The following is an 18728-nucleotide window of genomic DNA, read 5'->3' on the forward strand; positions in this document are numbered from 1 at the left end:
ATCAACTGATCCACCGTCATGTTGACTCGCGGTTTGAATTCCCCGCGTTCCATGTCGATTTCAGTGGCCTTGATCCACTGCTTGGCGACGGTCTTACTGCTGAAGGATTTACTGAGTGGCGCGTGGCCTTTGCGTCTTACTTGTGCCTCGTGCCGACCGTTTCTAAATCGTATACTTGCCATGATCTGATCTCCATATGTGGATATAGTGTGGATTTCAGATTTATGACGAGAGAATGAATATTCATATCAGTCACTTATGGACATCACGCATTGCCCACATGGGTCACGTCAATGCCCCGACGATGCTTGGGGCGTTGGGGGTTATCGAGATGGGATTGATTGCCTTGGACATTCCACATGGTTCAGGTGGCACACAAAAGGCCATTGAATACCTTGGGAAAAATGTCAAAGCGTGATCAGGCTATCTCAATCTCCATTCGTGTTGTACCGCTTGTCAGCATACACCATGCATTACTGTTGTACCGGTTTGATTCGGTAAAACGTGTGACAAATTGTGACAAGCGGAAAGAGTGAGGCGAATCCATGGAGAATAAATGAAATGAGTTTTAGCGAACTGGCTTGGGATAGGTTTAGAGAATTTCAATTAGAAGTGTGGTTCCGGGAAGAGCAAATATCAGAAACAGAGGCAGAGCAAGGAGTTGACGATCTTAAACAGGGAGGATTTAATATTGAGTATTTCTACGACGACTTGGAACGGGAAATCTACAAAGGACTTATAGATGGACGTTTTAGGCAAGAAGAAATATGGGATTTTCATGACAGTTTAGATAACCAAGCACTAACTTGGTTGGTTAGGTTTATGTTGTTGAGAATGGAAGGACAGTATGAAAGCGTTAGCAGTAATAACGAAAACAGGTATGAAGACTTTCTAGAAAGAGTTCAGTTAATAGCCAAGTGGAAGGACAGAGACACACAAGAAGAAGCCACGCGGGAAAATGTTGTGCCGTTTGCGGCAACGAAGAAGAAGACTACTAAAAAGGAAAAGCGTTAAAACTCACACAGCTCTACTGCTGTTTTACACAGCGTTAAAAGGGCAGGGCAGATCGAAAAGCCATGAAGGACTGACCCCTACCCACCCCCATTTTCATTTTTCGTATTACGTTTTGTTGTGCCCGCTCACCATCGGGGGATTTTGAGTAGTCTAAATGTTGGCGGGGTGAAAATTTTTCGGGGTGAAAAAATTAATGGTAGCAAGCACTGATTGTGGAGTCAGTGTTGAGAGATGCATTACTGTGGTGGGATCGGGTTAGCTTATGGCTCGATGACCCTGAGATAATCGTAAAGGGTCTTTTGCATCTCATGCCACCTACTGCCACACCCGTCTAAACGCGTTGCATGCGATTCCGGCTACCGGGCATACTTACCGAGCGTATCAACAAAGAATCAACAAGGAGGACTCAATGGCTTTATACATGTTACAGGCTAAATACACCCCGGAGGCAATCCGGAATATCGCCGAATCCGGCAGTAACCGAGAAGATGTTGCCCGCGCAGTGGTTGAGCAGTGTGGCGGCAAACTTATTGGCTTCTACGGCATGCTGGGGCAGGACTATCATATTGCAATAATCGTTGAATACGACGACCTGCCGAGCTATCTGGGTACTGTGTTAACAACTGTACTGGGCGGCGCAATAGCGGACTTCAAAACTATTGCTCTGTACAGCTCAGACGATGTGGTAAAGGCGAGCGCGGTATACCAAGCCAATAAGGCGGCTTATTCACCACCGTCGTCGTAGTCTCGTATCAATAATCAGTTCATAAACTGATTCTGACTCTCAATGCTTAACACCCGCTTCGGCGGGTGTTAAGCGATTAGAAACAGCTCTCAGCAGGAACAGACAGAGGAATGTGTAGATGTGATTCATTTCAAGACCAATGCCCTACTGATTCTCTGTCCTAACACCTTCCAAATAGAACGCAACTACTTCCCCATTTTCGTCGTATACGTTTCCGTGCCAAGGGTTACCATCTTTCCATTGCCCGATATATTTTCTTCCAGCATACGACGTAAAGATGCCCTGACCATGAATAGTTCCATTCTTCCATTCACCCACATATTCTGCATTGGAATGGGTCCAAGTTCCTTGACCATGCGGTTTACCGTCGAGCAGTACGCCTGAGTAAGTACCCCCCTTGTAGTCGTGTAGTACTCCTGTGTAGAGGTCATCCATATCGTCAACAATTGCCACCTGTTTGTCGACAGGTGCCGATTGACTTGTTTCTCTCTGTTTAATGCCTCCTTGAGAACTAGAGCTGGATTCAGTAGACGACGAACTTGCTGACGGAAAAATATTTTTGTAGGCAGTCGTAAGCGCACAACCGGTAAACAGAAACAGGCTAATTAAGATAATCGGGAGACTACATAGAAACTTTTTCATGATGACCTCGACATAAAATCATCTATCTCTCTAGGCAAACACTTAATAACGCCTATCCTACTCCCAACACCCCACTAAAACCGTAAACCTCTCTGCAAGACTATTGTTAAGGATCTTTTCCATCTCATGCCGCCTACTGATTTCTGTGGTGTTCTAGGACGAATTACTGTTCCCAGTTCGATCAAAATAGGTGATTCGTTCAAAGAACACTCCATCATCCCTAGTCTTTACTATGGCCATCCCACAAAGTTCTGTACCAGTAAGCTCCCACCATTCCCAATCCGTCAAGATCCCATCTTTATCTTGACGCACCCTGTCTGACAAATCCCATTCATTGGTCGCACCAAGTAATCGAGTTCGTTTGTCCCAACGGATCATATATTCTGCCAATGACTCCCGATTCACTGGTGCTAACTCGGCAGGATCATCAAACATGAAGTCATACGAAGTTGCTGAAACCAGCTTATCAGCGTCAAGCTCGTACCATCCTTCGATATACCTTGCTCTTAATTCGAATCTCGTAGTCATTAATTTTGTATTCGTTCTATTCCCAATATGACACTAAAACTGTAAATCGCTCTGCCTTCTCAGCAACATCTGGAAGCACAAGCCTCTCTGTTGACGCTACTTTGAAAATGAAACATTGTTGGAAGACAGGAAGCCCTCAATGGGATAAGACTTAACCGCAAAGTTGACATTCTGCGCTATTCGGCTCGACTGATCCGCTGTACTTTCAAAAACTCGTTGATCGAAAATTTCAGTAGATAGAGAGTTGTATCAAAGTCATCATTGAGGCTGCTTCCTCTATATCTTTTCGTATTGGCTTTCCATTTTCATAACCGACTTTAGCAAAAAAACCGTCAATTCTACTGTGTGAACAAAGGGCTTCTAGTTGATCGGCAATCATCTTATTGTTCTCATACTCAACGGTAACTAGTGCATCAGTTAGTCTACCTTTATACAAAATTTTTATTTTAGACGGTTGAAGAAGATTCCTCCACCAGATACTTCGTCTATCGGTTACACAACTTAGTTTTCCCTCTGGTTCTTCAAAATAACTTACTGGAACTGCATAATTCTTACCGGTTTTTATTCCTATAAAATTCAATACAACAAGGTTCTGACTGATCAGGAAATGTAGAGGCGATTTTGCAATCGCTATGGTAATTGGGTTTATTGTTCTCCAAAACATATTGAAAATAGTTACAACTAGCTTATTGGCTTAGCTTAATTTCAGACGTTTCATCCCGCTATCTTAAACCCAAATAACAGCCAGGACACCGCGATCTGTCTAAGTTTATAGTCGGGCGCGGATTCTGAAATAGCCAATCAGCAGTAAAACGGTATAACAAAGACCGCCTAGTAGGTAAATGCCTAGGCAGATTGCTGCAGGGGTGTCATTGTCCTTCTGGAACATTGGGGGTCTCCTACTGGGGTGTAAAAACAATTGTGTCGCAATCCTATAAGTGAGGCCCGCTGCATGGCGAATTGGATCTATCCTGATCGCTCCGTTTTGGATTTAATCTAAGTAGAATGAACTCAGCAGTGAGTTGACTCAGGCAACCGTATGGAAAATCGAAAAACTCTGGTGAGCGACGATTTCATCGTTCCTTCCGAACTGGCGACAGCTCAGTTCAGATTACGGATGTTGACCATTAACGATTTGATCAAAGATTATGATGCTGTGATGTCTAGCGTTGACCATCTTCGAAATACCTACAGCCTCATCTCTGGTTCTAACTGGCCCATGGGACTTACACTTGAGGAAGATCTCATTGACCTTGGTTGGCACCAGAGGGAGTTTATGCTTCGTTATTCTTTTGCTTACACGGTAATGACACTGGATGAAACACGATGCCTTGGTTGTGTCTACCTGGATCCTAGCCGGAAAAGCAGCTTTGATGTGGTGATTTCAATGTGGGTGAGAGCATCGGAGCTGGGCAACGGTTTGGATTCGGATCTCTACGGTACTGTCAAAAAGTGGATCAGCGAAGTTTGGCCCTTCGCTAAGTCCGCCTATCCCGGCAGGGAAATCACAATCGAGGAATGGAAAAACATTCCAAATGACCTTTGATAAATCAAAAACCAGGTAAATGATGGCTGTAATCGGTCGAGAGTGAAGCCGACCGGACTAACAAAGCCCCGCTTCTGCGGGGCGTTTCTTATTTGCCCGCTGCAGGCTTACATTTCCCAGATAACAGTGCCGCCTTTGATATCGGGCGGACTGGTCATGAATTCAGCCATCTGTGCAAAAATGCCCTGGATTGCCGGCTGTGCTGCCGTTGCGGATGCCTCGCTGTCATAGCGTGCGACGATCATTCCCTGTCCTTCGCTAATTTCGCACGTGTGGACAGTTTCAAGGCCCGCTACGGCTTTCAGATCATCTCGCAACGTCTCGTTGGCCTTCGCGAGAAATTCATCAAGCCGGCTGGGGTCAAACCCATAGGTGGTTACTCTGAAGTACATTCGTCTTCTCCTTTGGAAATTGGTGAACCAGACACTACCAGATTTGGAATAGTAGAAAAAGTAGACGGCTGACACTAACACCTGACGTCGTGATCTCCGGACTAAAATCGGTGTAAAACCGAAACTGTCGCTAAAAAAATAGAATGTTGGTCAGCCCATAGCTGGATGAGATATACAAATTCCGGAACAGTTTCACCCCATATATGATCAATGGCTGGGGCCACATATTGTTCAATTATGTGGTGCAATTAATGAGGTTGTAAGAACCATCACTGAACAGTTGTCCAAGTATATTATGGGATCTATAGGCCCGATAGAGGTTGATTTAAATTAACTTAATGGAGGAGGGTTGATAATGAAGAAGATGCTGATTGTATTGTTTGGAGTGTTGGCCTTTCAGAGCTATGTCTTTGCCGAAACGTGAGAAGACCGGGCCGCAAATAAAGCTGCTTGGAGTGCCGAAAACCCAGATGATCCTGCCTGCTGGAATCGGCCTGTCGGATGGAATACTGACAATCCTTGGATTGTGGGGAAGGGTGATCACGAGGCCTATTACGGACTTGCCAACTGTTGTAGGGCCTGCGCCGAAAATGACACCTGTTACAAAGATGGTTGGCAGGATAAGGCTGCAGCGTTAGCGACATGTGAGTTGTGGGGTATTGATCAATTTAGACATGTTTGTGTGTTAGAAACAGACTGCGATGATTACGAACCTGGCCCGCCATGGTGGAAAGCTACAACGGCTTTATAATCGATTTTAAAGGGATTTGCGCCGACTGGTCAGCCGCGAAAATTATATGCCCCGCTTTCCCAGATGTAGATTATTGCCGCCCTCACTGGGAGCAGATAGAGCAGTTACCTCAACATTCTTCCAGGAAGGTAATTTCTGGTGGTGAGGTTATCACGCCGCTGTCTTGAATTGCCTGTCTATCCGGCGAGGTAAAAAACTCAACAAACACGTCTTTCGACGGTGCAGTGCCAATGACATAGCTGGTGTTCGGGTCATCTGGCTTGCGATAGGCTCTCGCATTGATGCCAGCAGCAACTCGTTGATCTTCAAGTCCATCGAACTTCGATTTCCATTGATCAAAATCTGAAACCTGGGCTGATATCACCACGGTGATACTCATAGGATGCTCCTTCTATAGATGATGCGATAGTTATACATTGATATATAAATTAAGCCCCGACTGGCGGGGCTTATGACGAGGTTGGTGTATTAAATTAACACATCACCAGCTATCCATTCATGGAATGAATGACAGATCCCCCACCGATGAGTACTTTCCCATATTGCATTAAGGTGCCCGCAAAAGCTTCAAGACTTTCCCATTGCATGGCTTGTGCCATGTGCTGTTCAATGCCATCCGCTTCGACATAGACCTCGTTGATGCAATACAAAATATTACCGGTTGTACCTTTACTTGGATCCAACAGGTCGTTGGCTTCTTCACCCTTGGCCACGTGATAGTCGACAAGATGGATTCCGTTGCCAGCCTCCAGCGAGTGGGTTTCTTTCATCCAGGCCGCATGCGTCGCAATGATCTCTTCGACTGGGCCGGTATTTTCAGCGGGTACAAGCAGTGCGAAATTGAAGGTCACCTGTCCGTTTTTCGAAGCCATGTCTATCTCCTTAGGTTTTATTGTGTGGGGAAAAAATCTAATGTTCCCAAAGATCCAATAATGCATACTTCAGTGATCAGCATAGCAGAAGTTCAAGGTATGTGAATAAATTTGGTATCCGGAAGTGACAAAAGTAAACTGAGATCTAGATAAAATAGGTTAAACAATCTTTTGGTTGGTAATACAATTGCAGGCATGAACGCAAATCTAGAAAAACAACTGACCTATGAAGAGGAACGGCAGATTGCGCAGAAGAACAACACTTATTTGCCGAAAAGGAAACTCAATCGATGGATGATCATGGGCGTGCTCCTGATGGAGTTCAGCGCAGCTGCAGGACTCCTATACCTGGCGTATAGAATCTATACTGCTTCTTGACCATTGCTGACTATAAATCGAAGGAACAACCAATTGGGTAATGGTCTCAGTACAACCTAAACAGAGAACCTCGGTTGTCTATGGGTTAGACTTCTAGACGGAAAGCGGAATTTGCATTTGATACAGCGCTATCTCACCGATAGCGGCCAGCTTGAGGGAGAACTAATGGCTAAATTCATGAACGTTGTTCGGTATGTTGTAAAAGCCGATTGCCACGACGAATTTATTGAGCTCCACTCTAGCTCTGTAAAAAAGGGAGATGGCTTATATGGACGATTAGATGGAATGCTCAGTCAATTCCTGATCAAGACCGGCGAATACAGCTATTGTTTTGTGGCTATTTGGGAGTCAGAGAGTGCTTTGGCTGAAGCACGACCTTTGATGATAGAGAGCCTGAACTCAATGCGTCATGCGCTGGAGGAGATCACATCGGAGTTGGGTGTTACTGATGCGGTTTCCGGTTCGGTCGTTTTCGAGCAATAGTTATTGAGGAGGCACTATGGGCACTTTCTTAAGTTTCGTGTTTGCGCTAGCCTGCTGGGCTTCGATCCTGATCGCAATGGCGTATATATTTCCCAGTACTTAGAATCGTCTTTGTAGACTGTTGTAAACAAAACCGCGGTAGAACTTTTGTGTTCTACCGCGGCACAATGACAACTGTCTAGCCTAGAGTATCCGTAGCGGCTGAATGACCGCAAACAAATAATTTTTATCAGGCAGGTCAACTGTTTTTATCAGCTGCTATATTGAGTAGTGTGATCTCTGCTGCACCAGGTTCTGGGATACATGGCGCAGGTTTGCGGACGACGGTGTCTCAGCGGTTCAGAGTTTTTTTCAAGAGGGGTTTGAGGCTAAATTTCTTGTGTGCAGGGCGGAATCCGATCGCAGACAACGTTTAAGAATCATTGCTTTCGCTCAGCTGCTGATGGTACTGCGGTCAGGCGCTGCATCTCGGATGTCTGCAGAAGAGTAGGATCTTTGAGGTACTCCAGCAGCATATCTGTGCGGTCGAATCCCCAAAACAGCACATCATTGATGACAAAGGTCGGAATTCCATAAACACCCGTCGCCACTGCTCGTTCTGTGTTGTCGCGGAGTGTTTGCTTGATGGTATCTGAGGAGACGAGGTTTTCTGCGTTGCTGACACCGAGGCTTGAAGCCAGAATCTGAAATCCGTGATCCGTATGTATGTCGTTACCCTTGCCCCAGATGTGGTCGAAGATCACGGCGATTGCGTTGTGGTCGGCATTCAGTGCGATCGCCAATCGCAGAACCTTGAGTGGATTAAATGGATGGGCTGGTGGCGTTTTAAAGGGAATATCATTCTGCTGGGCACACCAGTGACAATAACGGTACATCTCGATCCGCTTGGCAGGAATTTCTGCAGGGCCTTTCTGGCCCCAATGGTTCAGCAGTCCGGCAAACAGAACAGGTACCAGTCGGATTTCCAGAGAATCGGGCAGCCTACCGAAGTGCTTAAATTGCAGATAAGAAAATGGCGAGATGAAGTCGAAATACCACTCAGCCGAATGAGTCATAACCAGCCCCGGGGTTTTGAGCTACCGAACACAATTCTATATTCTTTGCTGGATAGTTTCAGTCTGGAATGTTGATGTGGCTATTGTGAGGTTCGTTTAAAGTGAACAGTGCCGATTTCTATATTTCCGGCTGGATCCGATTAGGCCGACAATGCCAGCACAGTCCATAAATACTTTCGATCAGATCATCCGGCACAACGCGCAGATGATTCCGGACAGAGTAGCATCCCAATTTGACGGGAGTGTCGTCACTTACGGTGCGCTGGACCGACGGTCGAATAGAATTGTCAATGCTTTGAGTGAACTCGGTCTTGCGAAAGGTGACAGAATCGCTTTCCTTTCTCGCAACAGTCACATCTATATCGAGGGTATCCTGGCGGCAGCCACAGGCGGTTTTGTGCTGACCACGTTGAATTTCCTGCTTAAACCTGATGAGCTGTCCTACATACTGCGGCACTCCGGCGCCCGGGTAATATTCTTTCAACCGGAGTTTGCAGAAGCTGTTGGCGCAATTCGGTCGAATTGTCCTGAGCTCAAGTACTTTATTTCTCTGGGTGACCCGGTCAATTTTGCTTGGGACTACAGCGCGTTTCTTGCAGCCGCATCCGACAAGGGGCCGCCGGTGGTGGTTTACGAAGACGATCTGCTGTTATTGGTGTACACGAGCGGCACCACGGGGCAGCCAAAAGGTGTGATGCTGAACCATCGAAACGTCTGTACGAACGTGATCGATTCGGCCCGTGGTGTCGAGCTCTCCGATGATACGGTAAACCTTAACGTCTGTCCGTTGTACCACGTTGCTGCTACCGTTTTTCAGACACTCACGACCTATTACCTCGGCGGTACCAGCGTTACTCTGGATCGATTCGATCCGGTGACGGTGTTGGAAACCATTGAGCGAGAAAAGATTACCTATCTGTTTCTGGTGCCGACCATGTTGTTTCGGATGTTGGAAGTACCCGACGCTGATCGGTACGATCTCTCCAGCCTGCGGCGAGTCGGTTACGGCGCAGCACCTATGCCACTGGACCGATTAAAGAGAGCCATTGCACTTTTTGGACCGACTCTATTTCAGGGATACGGTCTGACAGAAAGTACAGCCAACATCGTCATACTGGGACCCGAAATCCATGATCTCAGAGCACCTGCACGAGATCTGGAACGCCTTAAATCCTGCGGACGTGCTCATTCGGGCCATGAACTTTCAATCATGGATGACAACGGTGTTGAAGTGCCGTACAGGGAAATCGGTGAGATTTGTGTTCGAAGTGATAGCGTGATGGCCGGTTACTGGAGGGATCCGGAGAACACCGCCAAGGCAATTCGTGACGGTTGGTTACGTACAGGGGACATGGCTTATATGGACGAGGAACGATATATCTTTATCGTTGGTCGAAGGAACGACATGATCAAACGTGGTGGTGAAAAAATCTACCCGCAGGAGATCGAGGATATCCTTTTCGATCATCCAGCGGTGCTCGAAGCCGCCGTCTGCGGTGTCGCTGATGCACATTGGGGCGAAAGCCCTAGGGCCTACATCGTCGTACGCCCGGGTTATCAGGTATCCGATCACGATCTATTGGCCCACTGCGCCGATCGACTGCCGAGATTCAAGTGCCCTCAAGGCGTTGTGTTTCTACCCGAGTTGCCCAAGACTTCATCGGGCAAGATCACGCGTACAGGGCTTGAACAGTTGAAAATCAGTTGCAGTAACTGAACGATGGTCAGTCGGCAACAGAATCTGCCGTAGCGCATGACACTTTTTCAGAGTACGGCCATCGGTTCGCTTACGCTTCGCAATCGGATCGTGATGCCGCCCATGGCAACGTTGTACGGCGCGCCTGACGGGAGTGTGTCATCCCAACTCTACGAATACTACAGTCGGCGAGCCCGGGGGGGAGTTGGTCTCATTATCGTCGAGAACACAGCTGTGACTCCGAGATCGGTGAATTATCCAAACACGCTTGAGATTCATCACGCGGGGTATGAGGAAGGTCTTACGCGGTTGGCGTCGGGTATAAAAAGCACTGGTGCAGGGGCTGGAATACAGTTGTTTCATCCGGGTCGACAGATGCATCCGAAATATACGGGGAATTCGTTGGTGGCTCCATCCGCGATTCCTTGCCCGGTGATGAAAGCTGCACCTTCAGTACTGAGCGGTGCAGAAATTCGTCAGCTGGTTGCTGACTTTGTAGAAGGCGCAGTTCGGGCCAAGCAGGTCGGTTTCGATGCGGTCGAGATTCACGCCGCTCATGGCTATCTCGGGGCACAGTTTCTGTCACCACTGTCCAATAACCGGACAGATGCCTACGGCGGTAGCAGCGAACGTCGGGCCCGGTTTGTTCTCGAAATCGGTAGGGGCATTCGTGAAGCGGTCGGTGATGATTTCCCGGTTCTGTTGCGTTTTTCGGCTGACGAAAAACTCAAAGGTGGTCTGACCTTAGATGCGGCACGCTGCCTGGTGCCCTTGTTTGAGAAGGCGGGATTTTCTGCGTTGCACGTGTCTGCTGGGTGTTATTCGAGTATGGAATGGATCGTACAGCCTTACCTGCAGGAGCGTGCGTGCCTTGGCGATCTGGCTAAGGCGATTCGTCAGGAGACTGATCTTCCTGTGATTGCGGTAGGCCGTATAGTCGATCTGGATGCAGCCGAACGCCTCCTCAGAGACGGATCTGCAGATCTGGTATCAATGGGACGGGCCTTGATTGCCGATCCCGACCTTCCGCGTAAAGCAACGGAGAAGAGCGCCTCGGCAATACGACCGTGTCTGGGTTGCAACGTCTGCATCCAGTTTGTTGGCGTTAAACAGACACGCTGTGCTGTCAATCCGGAAATGGGTCAAGAAACGGCCTATATGAAGGAAGTGAAACCGGGCCATATCGTCGTGATCGGCGGTGGACCTGCGGGCCTGGAAGCGGCACTGGCAGCTGCTGATCGCGGTCGGCAGGTGACATTGCTTGAACGCGAAAGTGCTCTGGGGGGGCAACTCAAGCTGGCAGCCGGTTTTGCGTCCAAGCCGCAGTTTCAACGGTTGTTGGACTATTATGTAGAAGAAGTCGACCGTGCGGATATCCAGATTGTTTTGGACACGGTGGTGAATCTGGATCTGATCCGGTCGCTCCAGCCTGACTATCTGATTGTTGCGACCGGGAGCGTGCCAAGGTCACTGATGTTGGACGACAGTACACCGCACGAACATGTGGTTCAGGCGATCGAAGTTCTTACCACACGCGAGTCGCTGACCGGTGACGTGGTGGTTGTGGGTGGTGGGCTTGTAGGGCTGGATGTTGCCGAGGTTCTGTCAACGACCGCTGATCGGGTGACCATCGTCGAGAAGAGGTCACGGGCCGGTAGTGTATTGGAATGGAATCTACGTAAAATGCGTCTGGCGTCGCTCAGGCACTACGGCGTGAACATGATGTTGCAGTCACAGCTGATACGGTGCGAGAGATCGGCTGTTATGGTTTGTAACCCGTCGGGAGACGAGGAACGAATACAGGCTGACGTCTTGGTTCTTGCCCTGGGATCAGTGCCCGATAACCCACTCCCTCAATTGGCAGAGGCTTTGTCCTACCCACAAACATTTATCGGTGACTGTCGAAACCCGGCTGGACTCACCGAGGCACTGAGTCAGGGCCGGTCGGCCGGGCGGATGAACATCAGCCACAACGCTTAACCTGATTTCGGAACGACTCGAATACTGACCAGATTGCCTTATCAGCTGGTCATCAAGGCCCGCGGGACCAGGCGCTCGTTGTCCCGAAATTGACGACCGGTTTTCGACATCGGCGCCCCGTCCAGTTTCACCACGTCTGCGGTGAAATCGAAACTACCTCTCATAAAGGCAGAGCCAACGCCATACGCGTCGGTAGGTACTTGTTCCGATTCAAATGATGCAATCTTTTCGACGTCAAAACCGCCAGAAACCACGATCCGTACACGTCTGAACCCGGCATCGTCCAATGCCTGACGTACGTTGCGAACCAACGCTGGGTTTACGCCGGCCTTATCGGTAAGGCTGTCTGCACTTTTGAGTGACACATCTACCATCGATTCAGAGGTATCGAGTCGGACACCCCAGAGGCGATCCCCCATCGCATGAGCCACTTCCAGTGAGGTTTTGACGCAATCGTTGTCAAAATCAACCAGTGCCACCAGTGATGTGTCCGGAAAGGTCTCCGCGAACGAGCGTGTTGCCTCGACCGTGCTCCCGTCGCAAGCGGCGATCAGGCAATGCGGTATGGTGCCCGCACCCTTCATTCCCCACCACTCGCCCTGTGCATCTGTGGAGACGGAGGCCGCACCACCGATCGAGGCCGCATAGCCATCTCCGCCTTGTACAGCCCAGTGGTCGAAACGCGCCGGAAAAAAGAAAACCGGCTTGGTGTTGGCGGCGTGGGCAACCCGTGCGACGTTGGTTGAAATTCGCGTCCGCCGTGCAAGTACCCCCAGATAAAGAGTTTCCAAGTGTATAAATTCCGAAAGAGGTCCCTCAATCAGCAGTACGGTCTCCCACGGCGCAATCGTGTCACCGTCACGTAGAGAGCTGACGCTGATCTGGCCGAGTTCGCGGACCCATTCCTCATCCAGCGCAAATTCGATTCGATTTCGCTCCTCCAGGGCTTCCTGAAGCTGCTCTGGATCAGCGCGATAGAGCGAACGGATCCGTCTTTTCTGCTCGATGTACCGATCGAATAGTTCAAATGCGTGGGTGGAATCCCGGTAATGGCCAATCCCAAGCATCAGTATTGCCAGTGCTTCCTCGATTCCGCACACCACCGCCTCACCTTTCTGAAACACCTGTACAGCTGCTGTATTACTGCGATGATTGGCCTCAAGTGTTCGTTTGGCACGCCAGAAGTAAACATCGCTTCGATAACCCCTGCGGACCTCGTGAACCGGGATGTCAAAAACCTCCGTAGGAATCGTGATTGGCAGGGCTGTAGGGGTCATGATCGGTAAACTCGGGAACGGCGTTACTGCGCAAACCGGTTGCTATCGTGGTCAGCTGGCCTGATCGACGAACGTAACAACAGAAAGGCTTATCATATGGCGTATCATAGCGTTCATCCACATTCGGTTCATTGGTATCCTGAATGTGTTTGTGCCGGCAGGAGGTTCTACACCATGACGGTGGCATCGCTGTTTGTGATTCAAGAGAGATCGACATGTCTTTTTCATTGAATAGGTTTGTGCGATGTGCGCGCTCTGCGGCGGCTGGCACACGGCCTATGGCGGCTGTTAAAGCGCTTATATCGCAGACATTCGCAGATCCTCAGGGCATCGCCAAGGCGGTCGGTTCCTTTATTTCGGCGGATGAATGTCTGTACGAGGACGACGAGGTCTCGGTTTACTGGGTGCGTTTCGCACCACACGAGCTGGTGCCTCCCCACAATCATCGGATGCACGCATTTCTGGGTGTCTATGAAGGCATCGAGGTTAATCTGCTTTACCGGCAGGCAGAATCAGGCCAGTTGGAACTGGTTAAGCGCCGGGTTCTGAATCCTGGAGACACGATGGTGCTAGGCGGTGATGGCATACACGCAGTTCATACCGAGGGTGCGATGCCAAGTCTTGGGTTACATATTTACCTGGGGCGACTGAGCACGGTTTCGCGTGAGCTTTTTGACACGGAAACAGGCCGGTCCATGCCGTTTACCGATGAAAATTATCAGATGCTCCTGCGACCCTTAGGTGTGACCGCGGCGGGTTCAGGGTCAGCTGACACGATGCTGGGCAAGCCAGAGGAATACCGGGGAACATGATAGACCGAACGGTGACAGGGTTGTCGCTACAAACTGTGGAGACCGTTGAGGCGGGTGTTCGAACGGTCTGGAATGATGGCCGGGAGTCGTTTTTCCACTCGATCTGGCTTCGAGACAACTGTTACTGTGGTCAATGTGGTGACGCAACCATCGGTTGCCGTAAAACACGGTTGTCTGAAATTCCGTTAACCATATCAGTGGATACGGTTTGTATCGATGATACCGGCAGTCTGAGCATCGAGCAGATCCCGATGCGTCGGCCAGCCCAGGTCGACGAAATTGCCCGTGCCGCCATCTTCCTGTTGTCTGATGATTCTTCTTACGTGACCGGTGCCACGCTGGATGTTTGTGGCGGCAGGCTAAGCCCCTGGCAGACCGCGATCGGCCCAAAGAGCATTCCATGCCAGTAACAAATTCGAAGATTAATGTTCGACCGATGTCTGTACACATCGGTGCGGAGATCGAAGATGTTGATCTTACTCAGCCGCTCTTAGCGGGAACAGTCAGCGAGATCCGCCAGGCACTTCTGAAATGGAAAGTCGTGTTTTTCCGAGACCAGCATCTCGATCATTTCCAGCAGGTTCAGTTTGCGCGCCATTTTGGCGCTTTAACACCGGGGCACGTCGTTTTCGGCCATGACGAGACCTATCCTGAAATCTACTCGGTGAGCAAATTCAGAACGGCAACCCAGAATGCGGCTCCACCCACGACCCGACCGTGGTCTGGTTGGCACACCGACGTTACTGCTGCACTCAACCCACCCGCAGCGTCTATTCTTCGCGGTGATGTCGTGCCGCCCTATGGCGGCGATACTCAGTGGACCAATCTAGTCACAGCCTACGAAAATTTGTCACCAACTTTCCGGGAGATGCTTGATAAGTTACGCGGGGTTCACCGATTCGAAGCGAAAGCTACTGCGGACGGGGAAAGTGTTAAGGAATTTGAGACGCGTGTTAAAAGGCGACTGATGGTCAGCGAACACCCGCTGGTCACTGTTCATCCGGAAACCGGCGAGCGGGTGCTGTACTGTAGCCCGAGTTATATTAAATCCATTACCGGCTTGACTCCCCGTGAAAGCCAGCAAATCATGGAACTGCTCTGGGAGCACGCGGTGCGCCCTGAGTTCACAGTGCGCTTCAGGTGGGAAAAAGGCAGCATTGCTTTCTGGGACAACCGTGCAACGGCTCATCTGGCACCCAGCGACATTTACCAGACTGATTTTGACCGACAGTTCTATCGAGTCACGCTACTGGGAGAGGTGCCTACGGCAGTAGATGGATCGACGTCCCGAGCAATTGAGGGGGAGCCGATTGAAGCCGTGTTGTCGTGACAAGCCATGAACTGATGTTGATGCACTCTTAATGCAACAGAAACAGCGGGCGTTATTTCAGTTGGCCCGGGCTGTGCCGACCACAACCTGGAGCGCGGTGGATCCGATGACCCTGCGTCCCGGGTTCAAGAGTGTGTTTTTCCTGTTGGTCGGGTTATGGATCTTCGGCATGGGTCACGCCTCGCTCATTGTGTCAGGACTGGGTGTCAGCCCGTGGACAACCCTCGCGCAAGGTGTCTCTGCACAGACCGGGTGGTCTATCGGAGCCTGCGTATTGGTTGTGGGTATTCTGGTTCTGACGACCTGGATTCCGCTACGAGAGCGACCGGGGATGGGCACGATTGCGAACATCATCGTGGTCGCGATTGCGATCGACGTAACTATACCGATGCTACCACAGCCAACCGGCTTCGCTATGGCAATGGCGCAGAGTTTGCTCGGTATTTTTCTACTGGCTTTTGGCAGTGCTTTGTACCTCACAGCCAACCTTGGCCCCGGCCCTCGCGATGGACTGATGACCGGGATCCAGAAGCGCACAAATTATCCGATCGGTTGGGTTCGAACCGGACTTGAGATCACGGTGCTGATCGTTGGCTGGCAACTCGGTGGCGTGGTCGGTATCGGTACACTGATGATGGCCTTTGGGGTCGGGCCTCTGGTTGCCGTTTGCCTGTCAGTGGTTGACCGCTTTGGTGGTGTTGCCGGTGGGAGATCAGAAACCAACCGATGACCACTTAAGCCTGCGTCGGTATGGAATCTGCCATCGGTGCCTGTGTGGCAAATCCTGAAATCGGATCTGGACCATACGTAATCGACGTCAGGACTTGTGTTCTGTGATGACACGGTTCGCGATACGCAGGCGCTTGGACAACTCACTGGCGATTCCCATGCTCAGCCGGTGATCGAGTTCTGGATATTCCTTGCGCAATCTTGACAGTGCCTCGTCTCGAAGGTGCATCGCTGTCACGGTGGTATTCGCGACTACGTTTGCAGCTCTGGGTTTTCGATCAATAATCGCCATTTCGCCAAAGATGGTGCCAGCGCACAGGCTGAGGAGTTTTTTTTCGCCGCCTTGTCCTGGTAAATCGATCACCACATCGACTCGCCCACGGATCAGGATACAGAGTCGATCACCTGCTTCACCCTGGTGCAGAATGACTTCGCCCTGATCGTGTTCGTGTTGTTCGAGATAGGCGGCAAGCACTGCGATCTCCTGGCTGGAGTAGTCTTGAAGCAGGTCTGTCTCATTCAGTGAGAGAACATGTTGTTCACGGTTAATACCGAACGCCTTGTCCAGGAGCCAGTCTTCTGCGCGAGCCAGCGCATCATCGATAGTTTTAAATACATAGGATTGATCCGGATGGGGAGTACGGTTAGATACGGAAAGTGCAGTCGATAACACCTCGTTGTCGCGTATCAGATCCAGCGAACTGAGCAACAGTTTTTTGTCCTTGGCCAGACATCGGTCACGTATGCGCAGAAGAATCTGCGCCCCTGTACTGTCTACATCCGCGACATGGCCCAGGTCGACAATGACCGTATCAATGTTTTCCGAAAGGGAGTCTTCGATGGTGTTGGCGACTTTATCGGCGGTGCCAAAAAATAGCGAACCCTCGAGTTCGTATACCTGGATCTTGTCGCCATTTTGCTCAAGATAGATGATATCCTTGTCGGGCCGGTAGACGTTGGAGCGAATTCTTGACGCGTTGTATTCCCGGCGTACGATGTCCTTGCTCATCCGGACCACGAAAAAAATAATCGAGATAAGTACGCCAATCGAGATGGCAACGAGTATGTCGATAAATACGAATACGCAGGCGACGAGCACCACCACGACGAGATCGGAAACCACCTGTCCCCGGTCTTGCCGTTCACGAAGTTTCGGTAGCAGGGTAAGACTCCAGCGGTTTACACCCTGAAGTGCCACGATCACCAGGATGCCAGCCAACACAACCCGCGGTACGGGTGACAGAACTGGCCCCAGAAAAAGAACAACAGCCAAGGCCACAAGACCGGCAAACAGCCGCGCGTAGAGGGTAGAGCCGCCGAACTGGAACATTTCTGTTGTCGCAGTCTGGTCGCCAGCAACGGCAAGACCGCCGAACAGAGATGAGGTGATGTTCCCGAAACCCTGACTGATCAGTTCCCAATTTGAATCTGAGCGCTCCCGAAGCAGGTTATCCGCCGTCACCGATACCACCAGTGATTTGAGCGAAGCCATGGTGGCGAGTCCCAGTGCCATCGGCGTAACTTCAATCAACACTTTGCCGAGGGTGCTCGACGAAAGCAGTTCCCAGAAATCCGGAGCATATACAGGCATTGGCACAGTGAGCGGAATCGTTCCGAGTGTTTCGCCGAGGTGTTCGCCCTGACCGATCAGAACGAACAGATAGTACATGGCCGCACCTGCAACCATGCCGAGCAAAGGCGCAGGGATTCGGATTCTGAGTTTCGGGGCGAAGGCTACTGTGAGAATCGTTACGCTGCCAGTCACGAATGTCAGAAACTTGATGTGTTCGAATGCCCAGATGGGTGTATCGAAGTCCAGTCCCAGCATCGGTCGGATCTGGCTGATTAGAAGGAGTATGGCCATACCATTGAACAAACCAGCGGATACCGGATAGGGAATGTACTTCGCCAGAACCCCAACTTTGAACAACCCGAACAGCGTCTGAAAGAATCCACACAATAAAACAATAAAAAACAACAGCGTTAATATGGTGTCGAGGTGCGCACCTGGATGGGATGCGGCAAGATTCGCAGAGAACGCAACCATCATCAGAGACAGCATGGGATCTGGCATGTTCACCTGGTTGCGAACACTGCCAGGTAGCTTGGTGAATACGTTGGCGCAGAACACTGCTATCACTCCAGCAATGACACCCTGTGGGATGTATTCCAGGCCAAAGGGTGCGAATACCATGGCGCCGTACACCACGGCCTCGGGGATGGCGAATGCCATGGCCATAGCACCACCAGTTAGGTCACCTGGAAACTGGGGGCGAGTAAAACTAGACATCACGTGTATTGTCTGCGTGTGAAAAGTAAAACAGTTTGCCGCGTGATCCTACGACAATAATGATACGCCGGGCGTGGGTGGGCGAATGGCCGGCTATCGCTATACAGAATCTGGTAGATCTGAGTACGCATCTTAACCAACACCGTGCATTAATTATTGTTAGCTGGGGGTGATGCGTGTTGTTGCTGGCTGAATGGTTGCAGCCGGA

19 protein-coding genes and 3 pseudogenes are annotated in these 18728 nt (G+C 50.2%); 13 read left to right on the forward strand and 9 right to left on the reverse strand.

Features of this window, described 5'->3' with window-relative positions:
- The coding region (locus MK323_04490; protein ID MCH2481418.1) for a site-specific integrase at positions 1 to 182 on the reverse strand (182 nt) is incomplete at its 3' end.
- Between the two features lie 86 nt (positions 183 to 268).
- On the opposite strand from MK323_04490, the pseudogene MK323_04495 reads away from it, so the two are divergent.
- The 3 genes and pseudogenes from MK323_04495 (at position 269) to MK323_04505 (ending at position 1759) form a co-directional block, all read left to right on the forward strand.
- A pseudogene (locus MK323_04495) lies at positions 269 to 418 on the forward strand (aminotransferase).
- A gap of 143 nt (positions 419 to 561) precedes the next feature.
- Complete coding sequence (locus MK323_04500) at positions 562 to 1014, forward strand: hypothetical protein (protein MCH2481419.1); 453 nt, start codon at positions 562 to 564, stop codon at positions 1012 to 1014.
- Positions 1015 to 1423: 409 nt separating this feature from the next.
- Positions 1424 to 1759 carry a GYD domain-containing protein gene (locus MK323_04505; GenBank protein MCH2481420.1) on the forward strand — a complete coding sequence of 112 codons (336 nt, stop codon included), beginning with the start codon at positions 1424 to 1426 and terminating at the stop codon, positions 1757 to 1759.
- 144 nt (positions 1760 to 1903) lie between these two features.
- Here MK323_04505 and MK323_04510 read toward each other — a convergent pair whose 3' ends face one another.
- A complete protein-coding gene (locus MK323_04510; GenBank protein ID MCH2481421.1) occupies positions 1904 to 2401 on the reverse strand; it encodes a hypothetical protein in 498 nt (165 codons plus the stop codon).
- A 757-nt stretch (positions 2402 to 3158) separates the two neighbouring features.
- Entirely contained in the window at positions 3159 to 3509 is a 351-nt protein-coding gene (locus tag MK323_04515; protein ID MCH2481422.1) for a hypothetical protein, read from the reverse strand.
- A gap of 459 nt (positions 3510 to 3968) precedes the next feature.
- Here MK323_04515 and MK323_04520 point away from each other — a divergent pair, with 459 nt between their 5' ends.
- Positions 3969 to 4475 carry a GNAT family N-acetyltransferase gene (locus tag MK323_04520; GenBank protein ID MCH2481423.1) on the forward strand — a complete coding sequence of 169 codons (507 nt, stop codon included), beginning with the start codon at positions 3969 to 3971 and terminating at the stop codon, positions 4473 to 4475.
- A gap of 107 nt (positions 4476 to 4582) precedes the next feature.
- Here MK323_04520 and MK323_04525 read toward each other — a convergent pair whose 3' ends face one another.
- The 3 genes from MK323_04525 to MK323_04535 form a co-directional block, all read right to left on the reverse strand.
- Positions 4583 to 4867, reverse strand: a complete 285-nt coding sequence (locus tag MK323_04525; protein MCH2481424.1) for a hypothetical protein — start codon at positions 4865 to 4867, stop codon at positions 4583 to 4585.
- Positions 4868 to 5727: 860 nt separating this feature from the next.
- A complete protein-coding gene (locus MK323_04530) occupies positions 5728 to 5997 on the reverse strand; it encodes a hypothetical protein (protein MCH2481425.1) in 270 nt (89 codons plus the stop codon).
- A gap of 109 nt (positions 5998 to 6106) precedes the next feature.
- Positions 6107 to 6490 (reverse strand): hypothetical protein, encoded by a 384-nt coding sequence (locus MK323_04535; protein ID MCH2481426.1) that lies wholly within the window; start codon positions 6488 to 6490, stop codon positions 6107 to 6109.
- A 195-nt stretch (positions 6491 to 6685) separates the two neighbouring features.
- Here MK323_04535 and MK323_04540 point away from each other — a divergent pair, with 195 nt between their 5' ends.
- Positions 6686 to 6868: a hypothetical protein gene (locus MK323_04540; protein ID MCH2481427.1), complete on the forward strand. Its 183-nt coding sequence runs from the start codon at positions 6686 to 6688 to the stop codon at positions 6866 to 6868.
- Positions 6869 to 7033: 165 nt separating this feature from the next.
- Complete coding sequence (locus MK323_04545) at positions 7034 to 7351, forward strand: hypothetical protein (GenBank protein ID MCH2481428.1); 318 nt, start codon at positions 7034 to 7036, stop codon at positions 7349 to 7351.
- 419 nt (positions 7352 to 7770) lie between these two features.
- On the opposite strand, the gene MK323_04550 is transcribed toward MK323_04545, so the two are convergent.
- Positions 7771 to 8406, reverse strand: a complete 636-nt coding sequence (locus MK323_04550) for a 2-hydroxychromene-2-carboxylate isomerase (GenBank protein MCH2481429.1) — start codon at positions 8404 to 8406, stop codon at positions 7771 to 7773.
- 151 nt (positions 8407 to 8557) lie between these two features.
- Here MK323_04550 and MK323_04555 point away from each other — a divergent pair, with 151 nt between their 5' ends.
- Both MK323_04555 and MK323_04560 read left to right on the forward strand, forming a co-directional pair.
- On the forward strand, positions 8558 to 10123 hold the full coding sequence (locus MK323_04555) for a long-chain-fatty-acid--CoA ligase (protein ID MCH2481430.1): 1566 nt from the start codon (positions 8558 to 8560) through the stop codon (positions 10121 to 10123).
- 36 nt (positions 10124 to 10159) lie between these two features.
- Positions 10160 to 12082, forward strand: coding sequence for an NAD(P)/FAD-dependent oxidoreductase (locus MK323_04560; GenBank protein MCH2481431.1), 1923 nt, complete (start codon positions 10160 to 10162; stop codon positions 12080 to 12082).
- A gap of 41 nt (positions 12083 to 12123) precedes the next feature.
- On the opposite strand, the gene MK323_04565 is transcribed toward MK323_04560, so the two are convergent.
- Positions 12124 to 13359: a quinolinate phosphoribosyl transferase gene (locus tag MK323_04565; protein ID MCH2481432.1), complete on the reverse strand. Its 1236-nt coding sequence runs from the start codon at positions 13357 to 13359 to the stop codon at positions 12124 to 12126.
- Positions 13360 to 13574: 215 nt separating this feature from the next.
- Here MK323_04565 and MK323_04570 point away from each other — a divergent pair, with 215 nt between their 5' ends.
- The 5 genes and pseudogenes from MK323_04570 (at position 13575) to MK323_04590 (ending at position 16231) form a co-directional block, all read left to right on the forward strand.
- Positions 13575 to 14171 carry a hypothetical protein gene (locus MK323_04570; GenBank protein MCH2481433.1) on the forward strand — a complete coding sequence of 199 codons (597 nt, stop codon included), beginning with the start codon at positions 13575 to 13577 and terminating at the stop codon, positions 14169 to 14171.
- Positions 14168 to 14293 (forward strand): annotated as a pseudogene (locus MK323_04575) (hypothetical protein). The gene MK323_04570 and the pseudogene MK323_04575 overlap by 4 nt, the downstream one beginning before the upstream one ends.
- Positions 14294 to 14407: 114 nt before the next feature.
- A pseudogene (locus MK323_04580) lies at positions 14408 to 14581 on the forward strand (SDR family oxidoreductase).
- Entirely contained in the window at positions 14572 to 15501 is a 930-nt protein-coding gene (locus MK323_04585) for a TauD/TfdA family dioxygenase (GenBank protein MCH2481434.1), read from the forward strand. The pseudogene MK323_04580 and the gene MK323_04585 overlap by 10 nt, the downstream one beginning before the upstream one ends.
- A 31-nt stretch (positions 15502 to 15532) precedes the next feature.
- Positions 15533 to 16231 (forward strand): hypothetical protein, encoded by a 699-nt coding sequence (locus MK323_04590; GenBank protein ID MCH2481435.1) that lies wholly within the window; start codon positions 15533 to 15535, stop codon positions 16229 to 16231.
- An 87-nt stretch (positions 16232 to 16318) separates the two neighbouring features.
- On the opposite strand, the gene MK323_04595 is transcribed toward MK323_04590, so the two are convergent.
- Positions 16319 to 18520, reverse strand: coding sequence for a SulP family inorganic anion transporter (locus tag MK323_04595; protein ID MCH2481436.1), 2202 nt, complete (start codon positions 18518 to 18520; stop codon positions 16319 to 16321).
- Positions 18521 to 18728 lie beyond the last annotated feature (208 nt).

The sequence above is a fragment of the Gammaproteobacteria bacterium genome (genome assembly GCA_022450155.1).
GTDB lineage: Bacteria > Pseudomonadota > Gammaproteobacteria > Arenicellales > UBA868 > REDSEA-S09-B13.